The sequence below is a fragment of the Chitinophaga nivalis genome, from assembly GCF_025989125.1.
In the GTDB taxonomy this organism is placed as follows: Bacteria; Bacteroidota; Bacteroidia; order Chitinophagales; family Chitinophagaceae; genus Chitinophaga; species Chitinophaga nivalis.
This window is the reverse complement of the sequence record NZ_JAPDNR010000001.1, coordinates 7,094,990-7,113,597: the sequence shown is the minus strand read 5'-3', so window position 1 is coordinate 7,113,597 and position 18,608 is coordinate 7,094,990. Positions and strand designations below refer to the sequence as shown.

The following is an 18,608-nucleotide window of genomic DNA, read 5'->3' as shown; positions in this document are numbered from 1 at the left end:
ATATATCATCGTTATCCAAAATCTTAGCTCCATGAAAAGAAGACAATTTCTCCAGATGGCCGGGATGGGTATGGGCGCCGGGCTCCTGGCGCAGATACCGCTGGTCGGTCATGCCGTGTCCCTGGACAGGCCCTGGTACACCATAGATGTGGCCAGAAAAAAAGAACTGGCTGATGTAGCCCTCAATGCAGCACGTAGTAAAGGTGCTACGTATACGGACGTACGAATAGGACGTTATCTGAATCAGTTTATCATTACCCGGGAAGATAAAGTGGAAAATATCGCCAATACAGAATCCTATGGGATTGGTATCCGGGTAATTGCCAATGGCAGCTGGGGCTTTGCGGCCACAGATAAAATGGACCGTGACAGCATTGCCCGCACGGCAGCGCTGGCGGTATCCATCGCCAAAGAAAATGCACGCCTCCTCACCGAACCGGTACAGCTGGCCCCCCAGAAGGGTTATGGCGAAGTAAGCTGGAAAACACCCATCGAAATCAATGCCTTTGACGTACCGGTAAAGGAAAAGGCAGAATTGCTGTTATCTGTAAATGACGCTGCTTTAAAGGGTGGCGCCAGTTATGTAGGATCTAACCTGTTTCTGGTAAATGAACAGAAGTATTTTGCCAGCTCCGAAGGTTCTTACATCGATCAGGATATACACCGTATCTGGCCTTATTTTGATGTAACCAAAGTAGATGCTGCCACCGGTAAATTTGAAGTGCGCGAATCATTGGGTGCGCCCCGTGGCATGGGGTACGAATACCTGGTTCCCCGGGAATCCGATAAAATAAAAGGTATTACAACGTTGTACCGCGACCGTTATGATATCCTGGAAGATGCCCGGCAAAGTGCGCGGCAGGTAGAAGAAAAGCTGAAAGCCAAATCTGTGGAACCAGGTAAATACGACCTGGTACTGGATCCTACCAACCTGTGGCTCACGATCCATGAATCGGTAGGCCACCCAACAGAGCTGGACCGCGTGATGGGCTATGAAGCCAACTTCGCCGGTACCAGTTTCCTGACCCTCGATAAATGGAAATCCGGCAACTTTAATTTCGGCAGTCCTATTGTAAACCTCGTGGCAGATAAACTGCAACCAGGTTCTCTCGGCGCCGTAGGTTACGACGATGAAGGCGTAGCTACCCAGCAATGGGACCTGATCAAAAATGGTAAACTGGTGAATTACCAGACTACCCGCGATCAGGCGCACATCATCGGACTGGATCACTCACAGGGATGCTCTTATTCACAAAGCTGGTCTGATGTACAGTTTCAGCGGATGCCTAACGTATCCCTGCAACCAGGTACGGCTAAGCTGTCGCCCGCAGACATTATAAAAAATGTAGAGCGTGGTATTTTTATCGCAGGAAGAGGCTCTTTCTCTATTGATCAGCAACGGTATAATTTCCAGTTCGGCGGACAACTGTTCTACGAAATCAGAAATGGTCAGATCACCGGCATGCTGAAAGATGTGGCTTATCAAAGCAATACCCAGGAATTCTGGAATTCCTGTAAGGCAATTGCAGATAAAAGCGACTACCGCCTGGGGGGGTCCTTCTTCGATGGAAAAGGCCAGCCAATGCAGAGCAGCGCTGTTTCCCATGGTGCATCCACCGCACGGTTCAACGGAGTAAACGTTATTAATACAGCCAGAAAAATCTAATATATGCCTATAGTTACTCAGAACGAAGCGCAGGCATTATTGAAAAAAGTGCTTGCCTTTTCCAAAGCAGATGAATGCGAAGTTATTTTATTCGGGCAGGATTCCGCGAACCTGCGCTATGCCAGGAATGCGGTATCTACCAGTGGAGGCAATAGTAACAGCACGTTGGTAGTTGCTTCTGCTTTCGGTAAAAAATTAGGTATAGCTACCATCAATGAATATGATGAGGTATCGCTGGAAAAAGTAGTGAGAAGATCAGAAGAGCTGGCCCGGCTGGCGCCCGAAAATCCGGAACATATGCCGGCACTGGGGCCGCAGCAATACCAGCCTTCGCCAGCTACCTACAACGCAGATACAGCTGCCATCGACCCACGATTCCGGGCAGATGAAGTGGCCAAAAGCCTGCGGATCACCAAAGAAAATAAACTGGTAGCCGCCGGTTATCTGGAAAATACCACCGGATTTTCCAGTATGATGAACAATAAAGGCCTTTTTGCCTATAACAACTACACCGACGTTAACTTCAGTGTCACCCTGCGTACGGAAGATGGTACCGGTTCCGGTTATGCTTCCAAAGGATTCAATGATGTAAACGGACTGAATATCTCTGCTGCCACCAGCGTAGCCGCTAAAAAAGCATTGGCTTCGAAAGGAGCGAAAGCCATTGAACCAGGTAAATACACAGTTATCCTGGAACCACTGGCAGGCCTGGTATTGCTGGAAAATATCATCAACAGCATGGATGCCCGCAGTGCAGATGAAGGACGTAGTTTTCTCAGTGCGCCAGGTGGTAAAACAAAGCTGGGCGAAAAACTGATGGACGACCGGGTAACCATTTACTCCGATCCCTGGAGTAAGGAATTACCTTCCAGCCATTATGCACGGGATGGCCGGCCGCAGGAAAAAACAACGTGGGTAGACAAAGGCGTGATCAAAAATATTCACTACTCCCGCTACTGGGCGCAGAAAAAGAATGTACATGCCATACCGGAGCCCGACCGCTTTATCATGGAAGGTGGAAACACCTCCCTGGAAGATATGATCCAAAGCACGGAAAAAGGGATCCTGGTAACCCGCCTGTGGTACATCCGGCCGGTAGATCCGCAAACATTGTTGTTTACCGGATTAACAAGGGACGGAACTTTCTATATTGAAAACGGAGAGATTAAATTCCCGGTAAAGAATTTCCGCTTCAACGAAAGTCCGGTGATTATGCTCAATAACCTGGAAACTTTAGGTAAGCCGGAACGCACAGTGAGCGTAGAGTCGGGCATAAATGCCCTGATTCCGCCCATGAAGATCCGGGACTTTACCTTCACATCTTTATCAGATGCTATTTAAGAACAACCCATGTATAAATGAAAAGTCCTGCATCATATTTTATGCAGGACTTTTCGTTTATACGGTAACGTAATATAGGATGCAGTATGTAATCTTCGCGTATATCATCTTCCGAAAAACAAACGATCATTGATCTTCCCGGTAATCATCTTCCGAAAACTTTATGCTTCAATGATTTCTTCTTCTTCCTGATGCCGGGGTTTGTAATACAGGTAATAGTAAGCCAGTACAATCAATCCGGTGACGAATGGTATCAACGCCAGGTGTTTGTAGGTAATGCCTCCTGTGATGATGTGTGCATCAAAATGGAAAAATTCACTTACCATCCAGTAGGAGTTCGCGCTGATCCAAACGGCAATCGCCAGATTGTGACATAGCTCCGACATGAATTGCCGGGTTCTCCAGGCAATGACAATCGCAATAATCAACGTGGGGAAAATCATGGCAATACCCAGTGGTTTCCATATCATACACCAGCTCACATCTTTCAGCAGCCAGAAAACGATATGTAAATTTTCCATTTTGCGGTACTTTAAAGGAATGCTGTATACCGGAGTGGTGGTCTCGGTGTGGTTCATGTAGCTGTATCAGTTAATTTTGGTAGTGACGGATGTTTAAAACAGGGGATAAAGATATTCTTTATCTTCGTTTTTTGTCAGATAAACTCCCCGGTATGAACGAATTCAATTGGTCTTTTCAACATACCCGCTTTGCCGGTATCAGCTGGATACCCGAAAACTACAGCCGGGTGATGATTATCATACATGGCATCGGCGAACATGTAGGCCGGTATGAACAGGTGGCTGCTTTTTTTATGCAACAGGGCTTTGCGGTGATGGGCATCGATCACTATGGCCATGGCAAAAGTGACGGGAAGCGGGGTACAACGCCTGGTTTTGATTTCATGTTCGATTACCTGGCCGCCTTTCTGGCGCATGTAACCGCTACTTATAATAAACCGGTCGTGATGTACGGGCATAGTATGGGCGGCGGCTTACTGACCGGCTTTCTCCTGAAAAGACAACCCGCCTTACAGGCAGCGGTAATATCCGCCCCGGCTTTAATCGTGGGCGCAAAGCCCGGAGCTTTCCTGAAAGGAGTCCTACGCGTGTTGAGCGCAGTGGCACCCAATTTCCGGATTGCACAGGGACTGGACATCAATAAAATATCACATGATAAAACTGCGGTAGAAAAGTTTCGCAACGATCCGCTGCGCCACGACAGACTGAGTTTGCGCCTGGCCAATGACATGATCCGTAATGGCGCCTGGTGCCTGTCGCATGCGGATCAGCTGACGGTGAAAACCTTGTTGCTCCACGGCAATGCAGATGCATTTACCGCGGTGGAAGGCTCCCGGCTTTTTGCACAGCGCGCACCGGCCAGCCTGCTTACCTACCAGGAATGGAATGGTTATTATCATGAACTACATAATGAATTCTCCTGGAAAGAAGTCGGGTTATATATTGCGGGGTGGTTAAGCGCTATCAAATAATAGATTATATTTGAATATAATTTAACTCCTTATGAACCTCTGTACATCTCTCCGGTTGCTGGTACCGGCAGCACTTACTTTTTTTTGTTTACAGGCCAATGCTCAGGTAGATATCGGTGTAAAAGCCGGTTTAAGCATTCCGAGCCTCAAATCAGGTGGTAATGAAACGGACATCAATGCCGGTTATAAATCACGCCTGGGGCCCGACTTTGGGGTACTGGTAGAATACCATGTGAATAAACGGTTTTCCATCCAGGGTATGATTAACTACTCTGCCCAGGGAGGAAAAAGAACCGGCTTTCAGCCATTCGCTTTCCCGGATCAATTAGTAGGTCTGTTACCGCCTGGTGCGCCTAAACCACCTTATCTGTATGCCGATTTCAAGAGCGTAGCCAAATTGAACTACCTCATGGTGCCGGTATTGGCTAAATTCGGCTGGGACCTGGGAGCGCATTCACCCTGGCGCCTGCATGTAGCCGCTGGGCCTTTTGCCGGTTTCCTCCTGAGTGCAAAGCAGGAAACCTCCGGCACTACTGCAATATATGCGGATCCGGGAGCCAAAGTGATGCTGACGCCTGCGACCTTCTCCATGAATAATACCACTGATATCAAAAATCAGCTGAATACCTTCAACGTGGGTGTTATCGGAAACGTAGGAATCACCTATACTTTAAGCGCTTACCACAGGGTATTTGCAGAAGTGGGCGGCAACTATGGTTTCCTCAATATCCAGAAAGGAACTGAAAATGGTAAGAACAATATCGGAGCGGCTACCGTGTCGCTGGGATATGCTTACCGTTTGCATAAAACGAAGTAATGGTTATCGCGTGTATGTCTCACAGTGAGGCATACACGCAATAATGATGTTGTCAACAATAATGCATAGCACAACCTATGGCCATCAAAAAGAGAAAGGAAACAACCGATCTCACTGTCATACCAGCTTCAGAAGTAAGCCTGACTATTACCATCGGGAATGCGCAGATAGGAGCCAGCGTCGTGCGCTCCGATGCGAATGAACAAATAATTGCCAAAGGAGATATCCGCAACCTGAAACTGGGAAAAGCAGAAGACATCCGTGGTAAAACACTGAAAGTTACGACCAACATACTGGACTCCAATACCCTCACAAACGGGATGGTGGTAACCTGCTATTTTGAATCCTGTAAACCCAATGTGGTCGTATTCCAGGATGAAGTAAAATCGGATGGGGATATACTGTCTTTTTTACTGGACTTTAATTTCAGATAGTAACATGAAAAAGATACTTTGCCTTCTGCTGTTGGTAACGGCAGTCCGGATGACCTATGCACAGCAGAAAGGTACGCTGAAAATAAGCGATATGACCATGCCATCGTCGCCCGGATTTATACTGGCAGACAAGGCGCCATCAGCTGTGGAGAAGCCGGTAAACCCTGCTGCCTTTGGTATCAGCCTGATTAATCTCTGGCAGGGGGGTGCGATAGACGTAACGCCCTACTGGCTTACCAACAAACCAAAACTGACTTTTGAAAATTATATCCGTAACCGCTTCCCCATTATACAAACCTTCAACATTTCGGCGGCTACTTTCAAAACAGATTCAACAACCAGTTTGTCTGCCGGTTTCAGAACCCAGCTGTTCAAACTGTACTACCGCCGCAACCGGGAAGCGATGCTCCGTAAAAAAGAAGAAATAGCGGCGTTGCTGGCCGTCAGTGATCCTGCTTTGCTGGATACCGTTGCCATTGCACAGCAGAATAAGGCACTCCGCGAGATGTTCGATGTACAACGCAGTAAAGGCCTGATCATCGTAGAACTGGCCGGCGCTATCGTAGGCGATGCCCCCAACAATACCTTCCGGAACCTGTCTGCTTCCCGCTCCGGGCTATGGACCAATATCCGCTGGTCGCCCTGGAAATTTCCGCTGGACTTTGTGGCGCTGGGCCGCTATAGCCGCAACGCCGGCAAAGGACCGGAAAGCAAATACCTGGATTATGGCTTATCTGCCAACTATCAGCGGAACCGCTTCGACCTCTCCGTGGAATATGTGAACCGCCGTGATCTGGAGTTAACGAATAACTATGACCGGCTGGCCTTCGCCGCCAATTTTATGATCAACGAAAACTTTTTTGCGGTAGCTGCTTTCGGGAAGAATTTTGATAAGATGAATAACATTATCGCCCTGCTGGGCGTGAAATTTGCCATCTCCAAAGAAAGGGTTACGCTATAGAAATAACTAGCCAAAACAAGACGGGCCTTACTTTCAATAGATAGAAAGTAAGGCCCGCTGTATGTTTTATCCTGTTGTGATTAAGGATTGGTAGACCATAATCCGGCTGATTTTACCAGCACTCTTCTGTTCAGTTTCAGTTGAGATACTACAAATTCTGCCAGGTCTTCCGGCTGCAATACCTTATCCGGATTGCCGTCGGTGAGTTGCAGGTCTTTGGCCATATCAGTAGCAATGGTGCTGGGTGTTAAGGCGCTCACCCGGATGTTGTGTTTTCTTACTTCCAGCATCAGGGACTCTGTTAAGCCCAGCAAGCCGAATTTAGAAGCGCTGTAGGCACTGGTAGCCGGTGCGCCGCGTTGTCCGGCAGTAGAAGAAATATTGATGATATCACCGGTTTTTCTTTCGATCATCGATGGCAATACGGCACGGGTTACATAGTATACACCCAGCAGGTTTACCTGTATCATTTGCTCCCACTGCGCCGGTTCCAGTTCCAGGAAACCGCCGAATGCCGCAATACCGGCATTGTTGAGCAGGATGTCAATAGCGCCCAGTTCGCCGGTTAATTGTGCCACGGCAGCATTAACGGCTGCCATATCCGCTACATCTGCAGTAGCTACGGCTGCTTTAACACCGGCGTTACGCACGGCAGTTGCCACTTCCTCCAAAGGACCGGCACTGCGTCCCATCAGGGCAATATCCACACCTTCCGCTGCCAGGGCTAAAGCCAAAGCACGGCCAATACCTTTACCACCACCGGTGATCAGGGCCTTTTTTCCTTTTAATGATTCCATATATATGTGCTTTTTTTATCGGATCTGTCACTGCGGTCAAATTTACGAAGTTTTCATACGGCGGCATATTTTGTTATGTTTAAATAAATATCTGATCCGTATTTTGCAACCAGTAATGTATAATTCCCATGATACAGATTTCCAATGAAAAACTCACGGTGAGTATGGCAGCGCAGGGCGCCGAACTGCAACACATCGTACACCGCGAAAATGGCCTGGAATACCTTTGGAGCGGTGACCCCGCTTTCTGGGGCAAAAAAAGCCCGGTGCTGTTTCCGATTGTAGGCGGACTGAAGAATAATACCTACCGTTATAACGGAGAAACCTATACGTTGGGCCGCCACGGCTTCGCCCGGGAACAATTGTTTACCGTAACGGAACAAGGCCCGGATCACGCTGTGTTCAGTCTGACTGATAGCCCGGCTACGTTGCAGGTATATCCCTTCCGCTTTGCCTTTCACATCACTTACCGGCTGGAAGAAAACCGCCTGTCTGTTACCTACCGGGTAGAAAACAAAGACACGAAGCCCTTGTTGTTTTCCGTTGGGGCGCACCCGGCCTTTAAAGTGCCGCTGGTAGCGGGTACCACCTTTGAAGACTATTACCTGCACTTCAATCAGACCGAAACAGCCGGCCGGTATCCCTTATCACCTGGCGGACAAATTGAGCTGACGCCGGTATCCCTGCTGGAGCATACACAGGAGCTGCCTTTGCAAAAGGCATTGTTTTATGAAGATGCCCTGGTGTTTAAGGGATTGCAGTCAGATGCGATCAGTATTAAAAGTCGCCGTACGCCACATGGCCTCACCCTGTATTTCGGCGGTTTCCCGTATATGGGCATCTGGTCTGCCAAAGATGCGGATTTTGTGTGTATAGAGCCATGGTGCGGGATTGCAGATAATGTGGAGGCTACCGGTGAGCTGGCGGAAAAAGAAGGGATCAACGAACTGGCGGCAGGCAGCCATTTTGAACGCACCTGGATAGCCGAGTTTTTTTAAACCACCAGGATCGTATAAAAAATTACGCCATCAGGAATCCATTTCCTGATGGCGTAATAATATAGTATTCACTGTACGTAATTAGAAATTATATCCAGCTTTCAGACCAAAGAATCCGTGGGTATTATCCTTAAACCAGGCTTCGTATTTGGCTTCCACATCCAGTCCCAGTAAACGGATACCTACACCGGGTGCTACGAGTGCGCCTACGCCGTTGTTGTAATCTCCGGTGAAATTGGCGGTACCGCCTTCCACTTTTACATACAGGATAGAGATCAGGTTATACCGTAACCCCAGGCGGATCGGAATAACTTTGGCATTGGCAATATCATACCGGTTGCCAAGGGCATCGGTCTGGCTTTTGCCACCGAAGTACATATAACTCACAGAACCTACCGCTGTTAAGCCAGCTACCAGTTTAATGTCAGCGCCGATACCAATACCGTAACCGGTATTATGGGTGTTGCTGAAATTACCGGTAGGGAAACCCGCTTCTACAAAGGGACCCAGGCTAAACCGCTTTAATTGTGCCTGTGAAGTTTGTGCACCCAGACAAAACATGAACAACATGACTGAAAACGTCAGTAAAGCTTTTTTCATAATAATCAATTTTCAAAAGGAATGGTGACGTGCAATTTAGCTGCAAATGTAAGCAATCAATACTAAATCAGCTGCCGGATATCATTCCTGCTTTTTTCAACCCATAGGCTTCGCCGTTATGGGCCGGCGGCGGTGTAGTCGCTACCGGTTCAATGGCGGGCGGCATCAGCTTGTACACCACCGGTGTAACAATACGCGACAGCAGGGTAGAACTGATCAATCCGCCTATCAATACGATGGCCAGCGGCGCTATCAGCGGATTGGTAGAAATGGCTATCGGAATCAACCCGCCAATGGCTGTGAGCGAGGTCAGTACAATCGGCAGGAAACGTACTTCCCCGGCTTCCCGGATGGCATCTTCCAGCGAATGGCCCTGCATACGCAGCTGGTTGGTGAAGTCCACCAGTAAAATGGTATTCTTCACCTCTATCCCCGCCAGGGCAATCAATCCGATAATGGCTACGAAAGAGAGGGAGTTACCGGTCAGCCATAAGGCTGTCACGGCGCCTACAATACCCAATGGGATCACCGACAGCACAATCAGCGTGCTTTTAAAGGTCTTGAATTGCAGAATCAATACGCCGATGAACATAAATACCGTAACAATAATGATATTCATAAAACCGCCGAAAGAGTTGTTCCTGCTTTCCACTTCACCCCCCATTTCGTAACTGTAGCCGGCTGGTAGCCGCAAGGCATCCATTTGCCGGATCACCTCATTGATGACACGGTCGGCCAGAAATCCTTTTTTCACAAAGGCGCCTACTGTCACTACCCGGTTTTTTTCCTGGTGGTGAATACTGAGCGGAGAGGTTTCGAACTGCAGCTGCGCTACCTGCGCCAGCGGAATAGCGGTACCCTGGCTGTTGTTGACGTACAGGTCTTTGAAGACGTCCAGCGTAGGCTTGCCGGTTTTTTGTTTGGTGAGTAAAACGTCGTAGTCGTTATCGTTCTTATCATTGTATTTACCCAGGTTGATACCGGCAATGGCTAAACGAACAACCTTGTCGATGTTGGCCGTAGGAATACCCAGCTGCTGCGCTTTTTCCCGGTCTATCTGTACCCGTATATCCGATTTCAGGTTGCTCACGGGGTTGGTAATATACATCGTGCCCGCTGTGTTTTCCAGCATCTTTTCCACCTGGCCGGCCAATAACCGTAAGGTATCCAGATTATCGCCGAAGACCCTGACTTCTACAGGTGCGGTCACCGGTGGCCCTTGCTCAAAATTCTTTACTTCCACCCGGGCGCCTGGATAAGGGGTCCATTTTTTACGCAGGGTTTCTATCAGTGCCATCTTTTTAGCCGGACTGGCATGTTCATCCAGTTGCACAAAAAGCTGTGCGTAATCGCTTCGCTCATTTTCCGGTACCTCGTTGTAATAGATACGGGGATTGCCTTTCCCGATGTTGCTGGTATAGAATTTTACATCCGGCTGTGCCTTTAATTCTTTTTCTATCTGTTGTACCACCTGGTTGGTATACGCTAATCCGGATTGCGGCGGCGTAATAATGTTGATGAAGAACTGGGGCTTCTCAGAGGCGGGGAACAGACTGAATCCCACTACCTTAAAGAGACCAACAGCGCCGCCAAAAACCACCAGCGATACCAGGATGGTGAGTGCCGGCCGTTGTAAGGCTTTGTCCAGCAGGCGGGCATAACTGCCATGGATCAGCTTTTTCAGCATCCGCATGAAAATATTACCTTCCGGATGGCCGGTATGTTCTTTCAGCAAACGGCTGGACAGAAAAGGAATAATGGTCAGCGAAACCGCCATGGAAGCGAGTACACTGAAGATAACCGCCAGGGGAAGACTGCGGATAAAGTCGCCGCTGGCTTCCGGCATAAACACCAGTGGCATAAAGGAGATGATCAGAGCAGCCGTACAGCCGATGACGGCAAGGCCTATCTGAGAGGTGGCTTTCAGCGTAGCTTCCAGCCTGCTGTGTCCTTCCAGCATCCATCGCTCTATGTTTTCTACTACCACAATGCTGTCGTCTACCAGTAGCCCCAATGCTACTACCAGGCCTACAATACTGAGCTGGTTGAGGTTATAGCCAAACAATTGCAGCAATACAATACCAATGGATAACGACAGCGGAATGGAAATCATCACAATGAGCGCCGGCCGCTGGCCCAATGGCAGCAAGGTTAAGGCTACAAGCAGAATGGCGATGATGAAGTCTTTCCCCAGGCCACTCAGGCGGTTATTCACTGCATTGGCCTGATCGAAATATTGTACCAGGTCGATGTTGGCCGGTAACGTCTTTTTGAATTTCTCGATGACAGGTTTATACTGCAGCTGTGTTTTGCTGATATTCTCGCCGGTTTTCTGGGCAGCAGATACCACTACGCTACGATGTCCGTTTAATCGTACATAGTATTTCTCGTCTTCAAATCCATAGTATACCCGTGCAATATCTTTCAGGAAGATATTTTTGCCGTTGACGGCAGATACAATGGTATGGCTGATTTCATCGAGCGATTGGTAGTTGCCGCTGGTTTTGATATTGAAGCTTTTTTCGCCGGCGTCAATGCTGCCACCGGGAATATTGGCCATCTCGCTTTGTATGGCGGCAGCTACGGCATTTACCGGCAGGTGCAGCTGCGCCATTTTATCCAGCTCCAGTTCTATACGTACCTGTTGATCCGGTAGCCCGTGTTGTTTTACATTTTTCAGGCTGGGTACTTTTTCCAGTTCATCCTGCAGTTTTTCTGCATAGTACCGGAGTTTGTCCCGGGAAGCATTTTCAGAGATGAGCGCCACCTGCAGCACATTCACATCAGAAGGTTCGCTTTTTTTCACTTCAATGCTATAGATGTCGGTGGGCAGTTCCTGCTTTTTATTGTTGATTTCCCGTACCAGCTCCTGGTATTTCTGATCTACGTTGGAACTGTATTTATACTCCACGCGGATAACGGCTACCCCGTCGCTGATGGCAGTACGTACCCTTTTGATATCTTCCAGGCTGTAGATCTCTTTTTCCAGCGGATCTACTACCAGGTCTTCCATGTCTTTAGGGCTGGTGCCCGGGTATACTACTACCACGGTGAATTGCGGCGATCTCAGTTCCGGATCTTCCGAACGGGGCATATTCAGCATGGTAGTGATGCCCAGTACGATGATCATGATGAATATTACCAGGGTAAACTGATAATTTTTAACGGCATATCTGGCTATTTTCATGACAGTAGATGTTATTGGATGATGCGGATAGGAGATTGATCTTTCAGATAAGCGCTGCCGGAAATAATGAGTGCTTTGGCCTGTTCCATGCCGGCGCTGATCAGTACATTTTCTTTTTCCATACCGGCAATGGTTACCGGAATCCGGGTAGCAGTGCGGTTATCGTTGGTGATAAATACAAATCCGGTGCTGCCGTTGCCGTCCAGGAGTGCGGCGTAGGGAATACTCCAGGCAGTACTGCCGGTAGCTACGCCGGAAGAAATCTGACAACGGCCAAACATGCCGGCCGCGATGGCGGCGGGCTTGTTTTCCGTGAGTTGTACATCAATAATGAAAGTGCCGCTTTGGGCATCTATACCTTCTGATTTACGTATAACGGTGCCCGTTAGGGTGTCATTAGGTTGGGCCTGTGTTTGTACAGTCGCTTTGTCGCCTGTTTTTATCTGTGCCCATTCGCGGTCGCTGACCCCGATGCGCAGCAGCCACCGGGTATGATGGGCGCCATTGGTTTGCAGTACAGGCGTGCCGGCATTCACCAGTTGTCCGGCGCTCACCAGTTTGCGCAATACATAACCATCCTGGGTAGCATGAATGGCAGAATAGCTACGGTTGAACTGAGAAGAGCTGAGTTGCTGCCGGGCCAGTTCCATCGCCGTCTGGCTGTTTTGCAACTGTTCCAGGGTGGCCACGCTGTCGCGGTGCAGGTTTACCACCCGCTGATAATCACGCTGGGCTTTTTCGTAGGCCAGCTGATCGCGTTGTACCTGGGTGTTGATTTCTGTGAGATTGAGGGTAGCAAGTAGCTGTCCTTTTCTGATGGCATCGCCTTCTTTCACCAGGATATTGTTGATGATACCATTTGTTTTGAAAGACAGCAATACTTCATCGTCGGTGGTGAACTGCCCCGATGCAGTGGTCTGCAGGTGTGTACCTTGTCTGGTCAGTGGCATAACCTTTACCGGAATGGTGTCGGCAGGTTGTTGACTGGCTTGCTGCGGCTGGTTACAACACGCAAACAGCAACAGGGAAAATGACAGGAGCAGGGAAGTATGTTTCATTTGGGTAGATTTTAAAGTGATGAAGAAGAATTGATCTGATAAGATGCTTCGGTGCGTTCTACGGCTGCGAAGGCGGTTTGTACGGCTGCCTGTGCGGCCACGGTTTGCAGCCGGGCCTGGGTCAGCTGGTTCTGCGCGTCCAGCAACTCTATGTACAGCAGCTGTCCGGCTTTATATACTTTCAGCTGATCGCGGTAGTAACGCTCCGCGAAGGAGAGCTGACTTTGTGCCGTACGGAAATTCAGGACGGCGGTGCGGTAATTGTTGGACGCTTCGTATAGCTGTAACCGTAAGGCGTCTGCGGTTTTATCTGCCTGATTGGAGATGGATTGCACCGCTACCTGTGCCTGTTTGATTTTATAGCGGTTTTTATTCGCTGCAAACAGGTTCCACTCCAGGTTTACGCCAAACATATAGTAGCGGGACTGGTTGTCGAAATGCAGGCCCATAGACTGGGTACCCAGGTCAAGAAAGGTATTCAGTTTAGGGATGAGATAGGAACGTTGCAGCTGTTCATTGAGGCGATAGCTTTTGGCGGCGCTTTGCAGCTGGGTCAGTTCTTCCCGGGCGTTGATGTCGCTGGAAGCCGCCAGGGTAGGCGTTTGCAATAATGTAATGTCGAGGGTCACCGAGTCTGTCAGTTGCCGGTTGAGTAGAAAGTTGAAATAGGCTTTGGCATTTTCCCGGGCATTGATGGCTTTGTTGATATCGCCATCGGTTTTCTCTTTCTCGGTTTGGGAGCGGTACAGCGCCGTATTGTTGCGGATGCCGTTGCGGATCATGCTTTCGTTGATGCGGATGTTTTCATTAATCAGCGATAAGGCGCTGTTGTAAATGGATACTGCCTGAGAGGCCTGATAGTATTGGAAATAGGCGGTTTTGATATCTTTTACCAGTTCCCGTTTGTAGACATTCAGCGCCGCCTGTTGCTGGGTGATTTGTTCTTTTTTGATTTGCTGGTTATAGTAAATTTCTGCGTTGACGAGCGGCAGGCTGGTACGGAGCTTTACATCATAAAAGTTGTCTGGCGCCAGCTGTACGGATACATTTTCCAGCGGTGGGAACTGATTGCTGCCAGTCAGGTGATTCAGGCTTTTGTATACCGGATTCAGCATGTCACCGGCCGGAAAGTCAATGGTACGGCCGCCTTTAGCTTTGGTGTAGTTGCCCAGGAGGGCCACATTGGGACCAAAGAGGCTCCTGGCTTCCTGCAGGGCGTACATGGATTTTTCCAGCTCAAAATGTTGCTCCCGGAGACCTTTGTTGTTTTGAAAGGCTTGTTGTATGTATTGGTCCAGCACATTGTTTTGTGCAAAGGAGGGGAATCCCGCCAGCAGCAAGACTATTAACGTCGCTCCTTTTGTGACTGATGTGTACATAATGAACAGTGTTTATTTATAGCGAAAAAAATAAAGCCGGAGCGGCTTTGGTTATCGTTGTTGATATAGTGAACAGTGTTTTGTTGTCTGCCTTAAAAAAAGCCTCGCGGCTTTTCTATTCCTGGCAGTGCAGGTAAATCCGGCACCATAAAGCGATGCCTTCAACAGTCTTTGGTATCATCGTCAGGCGACAATGATCTCGAGATAAGCTTTAATACACGCGTCAATCTTGTCCTTAATTTCCGCTTCTTCTATCTGTGCTACTTTCAACCGGCACCGCAGATTCAAGCTCACCAGGCCGTGGGCAAAGCCCCAGAAGGAAAGGGTGGCCACCATAGGATCCGTATACCGGATCAGCTTTTTCTCAATACATTCCGTCACCAGGTCTTGCAGCGCATCATAGGCGCGGTCGCCGTTTTTCCAGTTTTCATCCTTGTTCACACTATTCATCGGCTCCTTGATAATAAACATCAGATCGTACAATTCCGGGTGATTTCGTGCAAATTCAACGTAGGCCCATGACAGTTGTGCAAGCCGTTTAAGGGGATCCGCTTCCGTGATTTTTGACTCAAATTCCCTGGCCAGGGTTTCAAATGCTTCTGCCTGTACATCATACAACAATTCATCTTTGTCTTTATAGTACAGATAGATCGTAGCCGGGCTGTACTCAATCATATCAGCGATGTTCCGGATAGACATTTTCTCAAATCCTTCTTTCACAAACATGGTAATGGCCGCATCTACAATACGTCTGCGCATTTCTGCCTTTTCACGCTCTTTTCTTTCTGTTATCCCCACATTAAATTATTTACAGTGCAAATATACTGAACGGTGTTTAGTTTCCAAATTTATTTTGAAGCAATTTATTCCACGCTCACTTCATCGCAGCACAAGGCCGGCTTTTTTCCGGCCACCAGTCGCCATTCCGGCAGGCTTGCCGGGCACCGGGCCGTAATCCGGATATATCGGCCCGTAACACCGGGTTGGGGGAAAAGATAAGGCTGTATACGAACGGTGTAGTCTTCCGCCCCGGCAGGGATGCTTTGCTCGCCTGCCGCCTGGAAATGCTTCCCATCTGCAGATACCTCCACCGTTACATTTACCGGATTAAAAATATAATGCCGGGCATCCTGCAGGAAATGCAGGGAAATACGACGAAGCGGTTTGCTGCTACCCATATCGATCGTCGCTATCAGATCCTGTCCATAGGTATAGAGCCAGTTGTAACTGAAATCGGAATTGCCAAAGAGGCCGTCTGTCAGCGTGGCGGCTCCTTTGGGAGTATACTCCGGTGTAAAGGCATGCGCCAGTGTAACCGGTGCTCCCAGCGCCAGACTGGGAATCCAGGGCTGAGAAAAAGTACGCTCCCAGTCCTGCACATAACCCTCCGGCGACAGGCCACCTTCGGCCAGTTCCGTGATGCCGGCGCGCTGGCAGCCGGCTGCAAATGCCCGCACCTTTTCCCGCCAGCCGGCACGGATAGTCCCATCAGGATGCAGGTAACCACCATCGGCCGTACCATAAAAACGGGATTGCTGCAAAGCAGTATAGGTCAGCGACAAACGTACCTGTTCGACTCTTTTCAGCAAGGTGGCCTCATTTTTTACGGCGGCCGTGGCCTGGTCCAGCAGGGCATTATACTTTTTCAGCCAGATAGCCGACAGGTAATCGTGGGAACTGCGAACGGGATTCCCATAGATATCCAGTGTGGCACGGGTATCTTTTACCGCCTGGGTTAATGCAGCCAGGTATTGTTGTATATAGGGCCCGGCGGCGCCATAATAACTCCGGAGAAAACGTTCACTTACCGCTGTAACAGCTGCCTGCGGGTTCCATAACAGACACGCCTGTACGTAGCTGTTATAGGCGGCCATATCGCCGGCCGCAGCGCCGCTGCCCTGAGAAAAAATTCCCTTTACACCATGGCGGGCGAAGTATTGCAGATTCGGCTGCAACTGCGCATAATCCGGAAACGGGGTGAGATAATGGGTAAACTGGGTTGTATAATCCCAGATAAAAAGATTCGGTGTAAGGGCGGCCCATCCTTCCAGGTTTTTACGGAAAGGAGCGGCGGAAGGCGCCGTGGCCAGTGGCTCCTGCCGGAATGCATCAATGGTGCTGAGCATAATGTATACGTTGCTGGCTGGCCGGAGGTGCTGTGGTGGCCGGGCACTATAGCCATAGGCCAGCGTAGTAAAACGCTGCTCCGGAAACTGCGCGGCTATCCGGTTCACAAAACGAATCAATGAACCTTGTGGCCCGCCCGCTGCGGCATCCGCCTGACGGCAGGCATCACAGGTACAGGCGCCTGGACCGTCCTCCTGTGCGATAGACCAATACCCGGCATCCGGATGTTTGGCAATGGCCTGTTTGAAATAGGCGACTGCCAGGTCATAGACCTGTTCATTGCTCAGGCAAAGCTGTAACGGTTGCCGCCGGCCGTTGACCAGCGAAAAATATTCGGGATGGGTGTTGAAATAAGTGTCCGGCGGTACGATCCGGAAAAAGGAATGTCCCCATACGCTCCAAAGGTCTTCAAACCGGTGCAGCCCATGCCATTCCAGGTATTCGGGATCGAGGGAGGCAGGGTAGTAGGTTTCCCGGTAAAGAAAGGCAGGTTCCTGCAGGTCGTGCAGCTGTCCAGGAAGGCGGATATCGCGGGAAGCCGGTACAACGGCCGGTTCTCCGGCATCCTTACGGCAACCCATATACGTTTCCAGCACATGATACACCCCATACACGACCCCTTGTCCGCTTCCACCACGGATGTACAAGTGGGGCGCCTCGCTGCCGATAAAATATCCTTCCCCTTTTATCTGCTCCGGACCATGGCTATGATCTGTTTGCCCGATGAAAACAGCGGGTTGTGTGTGGTATTCATTTTCCGGAATCACCGTTAGCCGGGCGCCGGAAATTTGTTCGATATAATTCCGGAAGATACCGGCTGCCCGCTGTTCCGCTTTGGAAGCCTGTGCCGGAACAACAATTACGTACGCACTCTTTCCTTCGTGTACCAGGTTAATATCCTGGCTGTTCCCGGAAAAAGCTGTATGCCACCACATCGTCATCATCAGTAATAAACCGCTCATATGCTGAAATAAATTAGTCTGTTATCGTCCCGTCACAACGGGAAGTTCTTATACTTACCAAAACCTTGCCTTTCCTGTTTTTGCCACTGATTTTTCTGCTGGAAACCCGGTAACGGGTAATGGGTACCGGATACCGGTTGGTATGTTATGATAATGCTATGATTTGTCGGGCCGGTTCCTGTATGGTTGGGTATCCCCCGCGCCACACAAGGCCTTCCTGTCATGGCAACAAGGGAAGCTGGTTGCCGGAGTAATAACAGTTATCCGGAGCAGATGGTTAATTGTATAATGTTCGCTTACCTTTGCTGTGTAGTACGGAGATGCATTTTTAATACAAGGGCAGGTAGGGCTGCCCGTCATCAGGACAGTACATGATTTCAATAGCAACAAGACGACAACTGCCAACCGGTATACCGGTTGCCTGCGGTATTGGTACAGTTATTGAAATATAGGAGGTGCCTTGTATACAGGTGTGAATGTTTTGCATCTACGGAAAAATACAGATTGTGATTTGGAGCAGCTATCATTAATACAACAGCCAATTTTAGCACCGGCATGGCATGTACCCATAACAGGTATATTTGCCTACACTACTAAACACCTGGCTTATCATCTGTCGGATAAAGCGGATCGTACTCTTTTTTAACAAGATACTGCCTTATTACTATTGCCTTCAGCAACAGCTGATAATAGTGAACGCTATTCCCCGGATCGGGTAATACCGGCACTGCCCTGCATGGGTATAATAGCAGCGCGGTTTCCTGGTAGGATGACATTAATTATCGCCTA

Annotated in this window: 15 protein-coding genes; 7 read left to right on the top strand and 8 right to left on the bottom strand. The window is 49.1% G+C overall.

The genetic code is table 11. The annotated features are described in order from the left end of the window. Nucleotides 1–31 precede the first annotated feature (31 nt). Nucleotides 32–1,666: a TldD/PmbA family protein gene (locus tag OL444_RS25985; protein WP_264728658.1), complete on the top strand. Its 1,635-nt coding sequence runs from the start codon at nt 32–34 to the stop codon at nt 1,664–1,666. 3 nt (nt 1,667–1,669) lie between these two features. Continuing rightward, on the top strand, nt 1,670–3,007 hold the full coding sequence (locus OL444_RS25980; RefSeq protein WP_264728661.1) for a TldD/PmbA family protein: 1,338 nt from the start codon (nt 1,670–1,672) through the stop codon (nt 3,005–3,007). A gap of 161 nt (nt 3,008–3,168) precedes the next feature. Here OL444_RS25980 and OL444_RS25975 read toward each other — a convergent pair whose 3' ends face one another. Further along, nucleotides 3,169–3,585, bottom strand: coding sequence for a hypothetical protein (locus tag OL444_RS25975; protein WP_264728663.1), 417 nt, complete (start codon nt 3,583–3,585; stop codon nt 3,169–3,171). A gap of 95 nt (nt 3,586–3,680) precedes the next feature. On the opposite strand from OL444_RS25975, the gene OL444_RS25970 reads away from it, so the two are divergent. The 4 genes from OL444_RS25970 to OL444_RS25955 all read left to right on the top strand — a co-directional run bounded on the left by OL444_RS25970 (nt 3,681) and on the right by OL444_RS25955 (nt 6,711). Then, nucleotides 3,681–4,499 carry an alpha/beta hydrolase gene (locus OL444_RS25970; RefSeq protein WP_264728665.1) on the top strand — a complete coding sequence of 273 codons (819 nt, stop codon included), beginning with the start codon at nt 3,681–3,683 and terminating at the stop codon, nt 4,497–4,499. 31 nt (nt 4,500–4,530) lie between these two features. Further along, nucleotides 4,531–5,316: a porin family protein gene (locus tag OL444_RS25965; protein WP_264728667.1), complete on the top strand. Its 786-nt coding sequence runs from the start codon at nt 4,531–4,533 to the stop codon at nt 5,314–5,316. 77 nt (nt 5,317–5,393) lie between these two features. Next, nucleotides 5,394–5,750, top strand: a complete 357-nt coding sequence (locus tag OL444_RS25960) for a hypothetical protein (RefSeq protein ID WP_264728669.1) — start codon at nt 5,394–5,396, stop codon at nt 5,748–5,750. A gap of 4 nt (nt 5,751–5,754) precedes the next feature. Then, nucleotides 5,755–6,711 carry a hypothetical protein gene (locus OL444_RS25955; protein ID WP_264728671.1) on the top strand — a complete coding sequence of 319 codons (957 nt, stop codon included), beginning with the start codon at nt 5,755–5,757 and terminating at the stop codon, nt 6,709–6,711. 80 nt (nt 6,712–6,791) lie between these two features. On the opposite strand, the gene OL444_RS25950 is transcribed toward OL444_RS25955, so the two are convergent. Next, nucleotides 6,792–7,508, bottom strand: a complete 717-nt coding sequence (locus OL444_RS25950) for a 3-ketoacyl-ACP reductase (protein ID WP_264728673.1) — start codon at nt 7,506–7,508, stop codon at nt 6,792–6,794. A gap of 128 nt (nt 7,509–7,636) precedes the next feature. Between OL444_RS25950 and OL444_RS25945 the strand changes: the two genes are divergently transcribed. Beyond that, the gene (locus tag OL444_RS25945) at nt 7,637–8,506 is read left to right on the top strand and encodes an aldose 1-epimerase family protein (RefSeq protein WP_264728675.1); all 870 of its coding nucleotides are present in this window, start codon (nt 7,637–7,639) and stop codon (nt 8,504–8,506) included. Between the two features lie 81 nt (nt 8,507–8,587). On the opposite strand, the gene OL444_RS25940 is transcribed toward OL444_RS25945, so the two are convergent. The 6 genes from OL444_RS25940 to OL444_RS25915 form a co-directional block, all read right to left on the bottom strand. Continuing rightward, a complete protein-coding gene (locus OL444_RS25940; protein WP_264728677.1) occupies nt 8,588–9,106 on the bottom strand; it encodes a hypothetical protein in 519 nt (172 codons plus the stop codon). A gap of 67 nt (nt 9,107–9,173) precedes the next feature. Next, a complete protein-coding gene (locus OL444_RS25935) occupies nt 9,174–12,293 on the bottom strand; it encodes an efflux RND transporter permease subunit (protein ID WP_264728679.1) in 3,120 nt (1,039 codons plus the stop codon). Nucleotides 12,294–12,304: 11 nt separating this feature from the next. Continuing rightward, the gene (locus tag OL444_RS25930) at nt 12,305–13,351 is read right to left on the bottom strand and encodes an efflux RND transporter periplasmic adaptor subunit (protein ID WP_264728681.1); all 1,047 of its coding nucleotides are present in this window, start codon (nt 13,349–13,351) and stop codon (nt 12,305–12,307) included. A gap of 11 nt (nt 13,352–13,362) precedes the next feature. Next, nucleotides 13,363–14,730 (bottom strand): TolC family protein, encoded by a 1,368-nt coding sequence (locus OL444_RS25925; RefSeq protein ID WP_264728683.1) that lies wholly within the window; start codon nt 14,728–14,730, stop codon nt 13,363–13,365. 183 nt (nt 14,731–14,913) lie between these two features. Further along, nucleotides 14,914–15,528, bottom strand: a complete 615-nt coding sequence (locus OL444_RS25920) for a TetR/AcrR family transcriptional regulator (RefSeq protein ID WP_264728685.1) — start codon at nt 15,526–15,528, stop codon at nt 14,914–14,916. 65 nt (nt 15,529–15,593) lie between these two features. After that, nucleotides 15,594–17,819 (bottom strand): glycoside hydrolase family 20 protein, encoded by a 2,226-nt coding sequence (locus OL444_RS25915; RefSeq protein WP_264728687.1) that lies wholly within the window; start codon nt 17,817–17,819, stop codon nt 15,594–15,596. Nucleotides 17,820–18,608 lie beyond the last annotated feature (789 nt).

Excerpts from the sequence above, each read along its gene's own strand:
- OL444_RS25985 (WP_264728658.1), top strand. The coding sequence starts at position 32 with ATGAAAAGAAGACAATTTCTCCAGATGGCCGGGATGGGTATGGGCGCC.
- OL444_RS25980 (WP_264728661.1), top strand. The coding sequence starts at position 1,670 with ATGCCTATAGTTACTCAGAACGAAGCGCAGGCATTATTGAAAAAAGTG.
- OL444_RS25975 (WP_264728663.1), bottom strand. The coding sequence starts at position 3,585 with ATGAACCACACCGAGACCACCACTCCGGTATACAGCATTCCTTTAAAG.
- OL444_RS25970 (WP_264728665.1), top strand. The coding sequence starts at position 3,681 with ATGAACGAATTCAATTGGTCTTTTCAACATACCCGCTTTGCCGGTATC.
- OL444_RS25965 (WP_264728667.1), top strand. The coding sequence starts at position 4,531 with ATGAACCTCTGTACATCTCTCCGGTTGCTGGTACCGGCAGCACTTACT.
- OL444_RS25960 (WP_264728669.1), top strand. The coding sequence starts at position 5,394 with ATGGCCATCAAAAAGAGAAAGGAAACAACCGATCTCACTGTCATACCA.
- OL444_RS25955 (WP_264728671.1), top strand. The coding sequence starts at position 5,755 with ATGAAAAAGATACTTTGCCTTCTGCTGTTGGTAACGGCAGTCCGGATG.
- OL444_RS25950 (WP_264728673.1), bottom strand. The coding sequence starts at position 7,508 with ATGGAATCATTAAAAGGAAAAAAGGCCCTGATCACCGGTGGTGGTAAA.
- OL444_RS25945 (WP_264728675.1), top strand. The coding sequence starts at position 7,637 with ATGATACAGATTTCCAATGAAAAACTCACGGTGAGTATGGCAGCGCAG.
- OL444_RS25940 (WP_264728677.1), bottom strand. The coding sequence starts at position 9,106 with ATGAAAAAAGCTTTACTGACGTTTTCAGTCATGTTGTTCATGTTTTGT.
- OL444_RS25935 (WP_264728679.1), bottom strand. The coding sequence starts at position 12,293 with ATGAAAATAGCCAGATATGCCGTTAAAAATTATCAGTTTACCCTGGTA.
- OL444_RS25930 (WP_264728681.1), bottom strand. The coding sequence starts at position 13,351 with ATGAAACATACTTCCCTGCTCCTGTCATTTTCCCTGTTGCTGTTTGCG.
- OL444_RS25925 (WP_264728683.1), bottom strand. The coding sequence starts at position 14,730 with ATGTACACATCAGTCACAAAAGGAGCGACGTTAATAGTCTTGCTGCTG.
- OL444_RS25915 (WP_264728687.1), bottom strand. The coding sequence starts at position 17,819 with ATGAGCGGTTTATTACTGATGATGACGATGTGGTGGCATACAGCTTTT.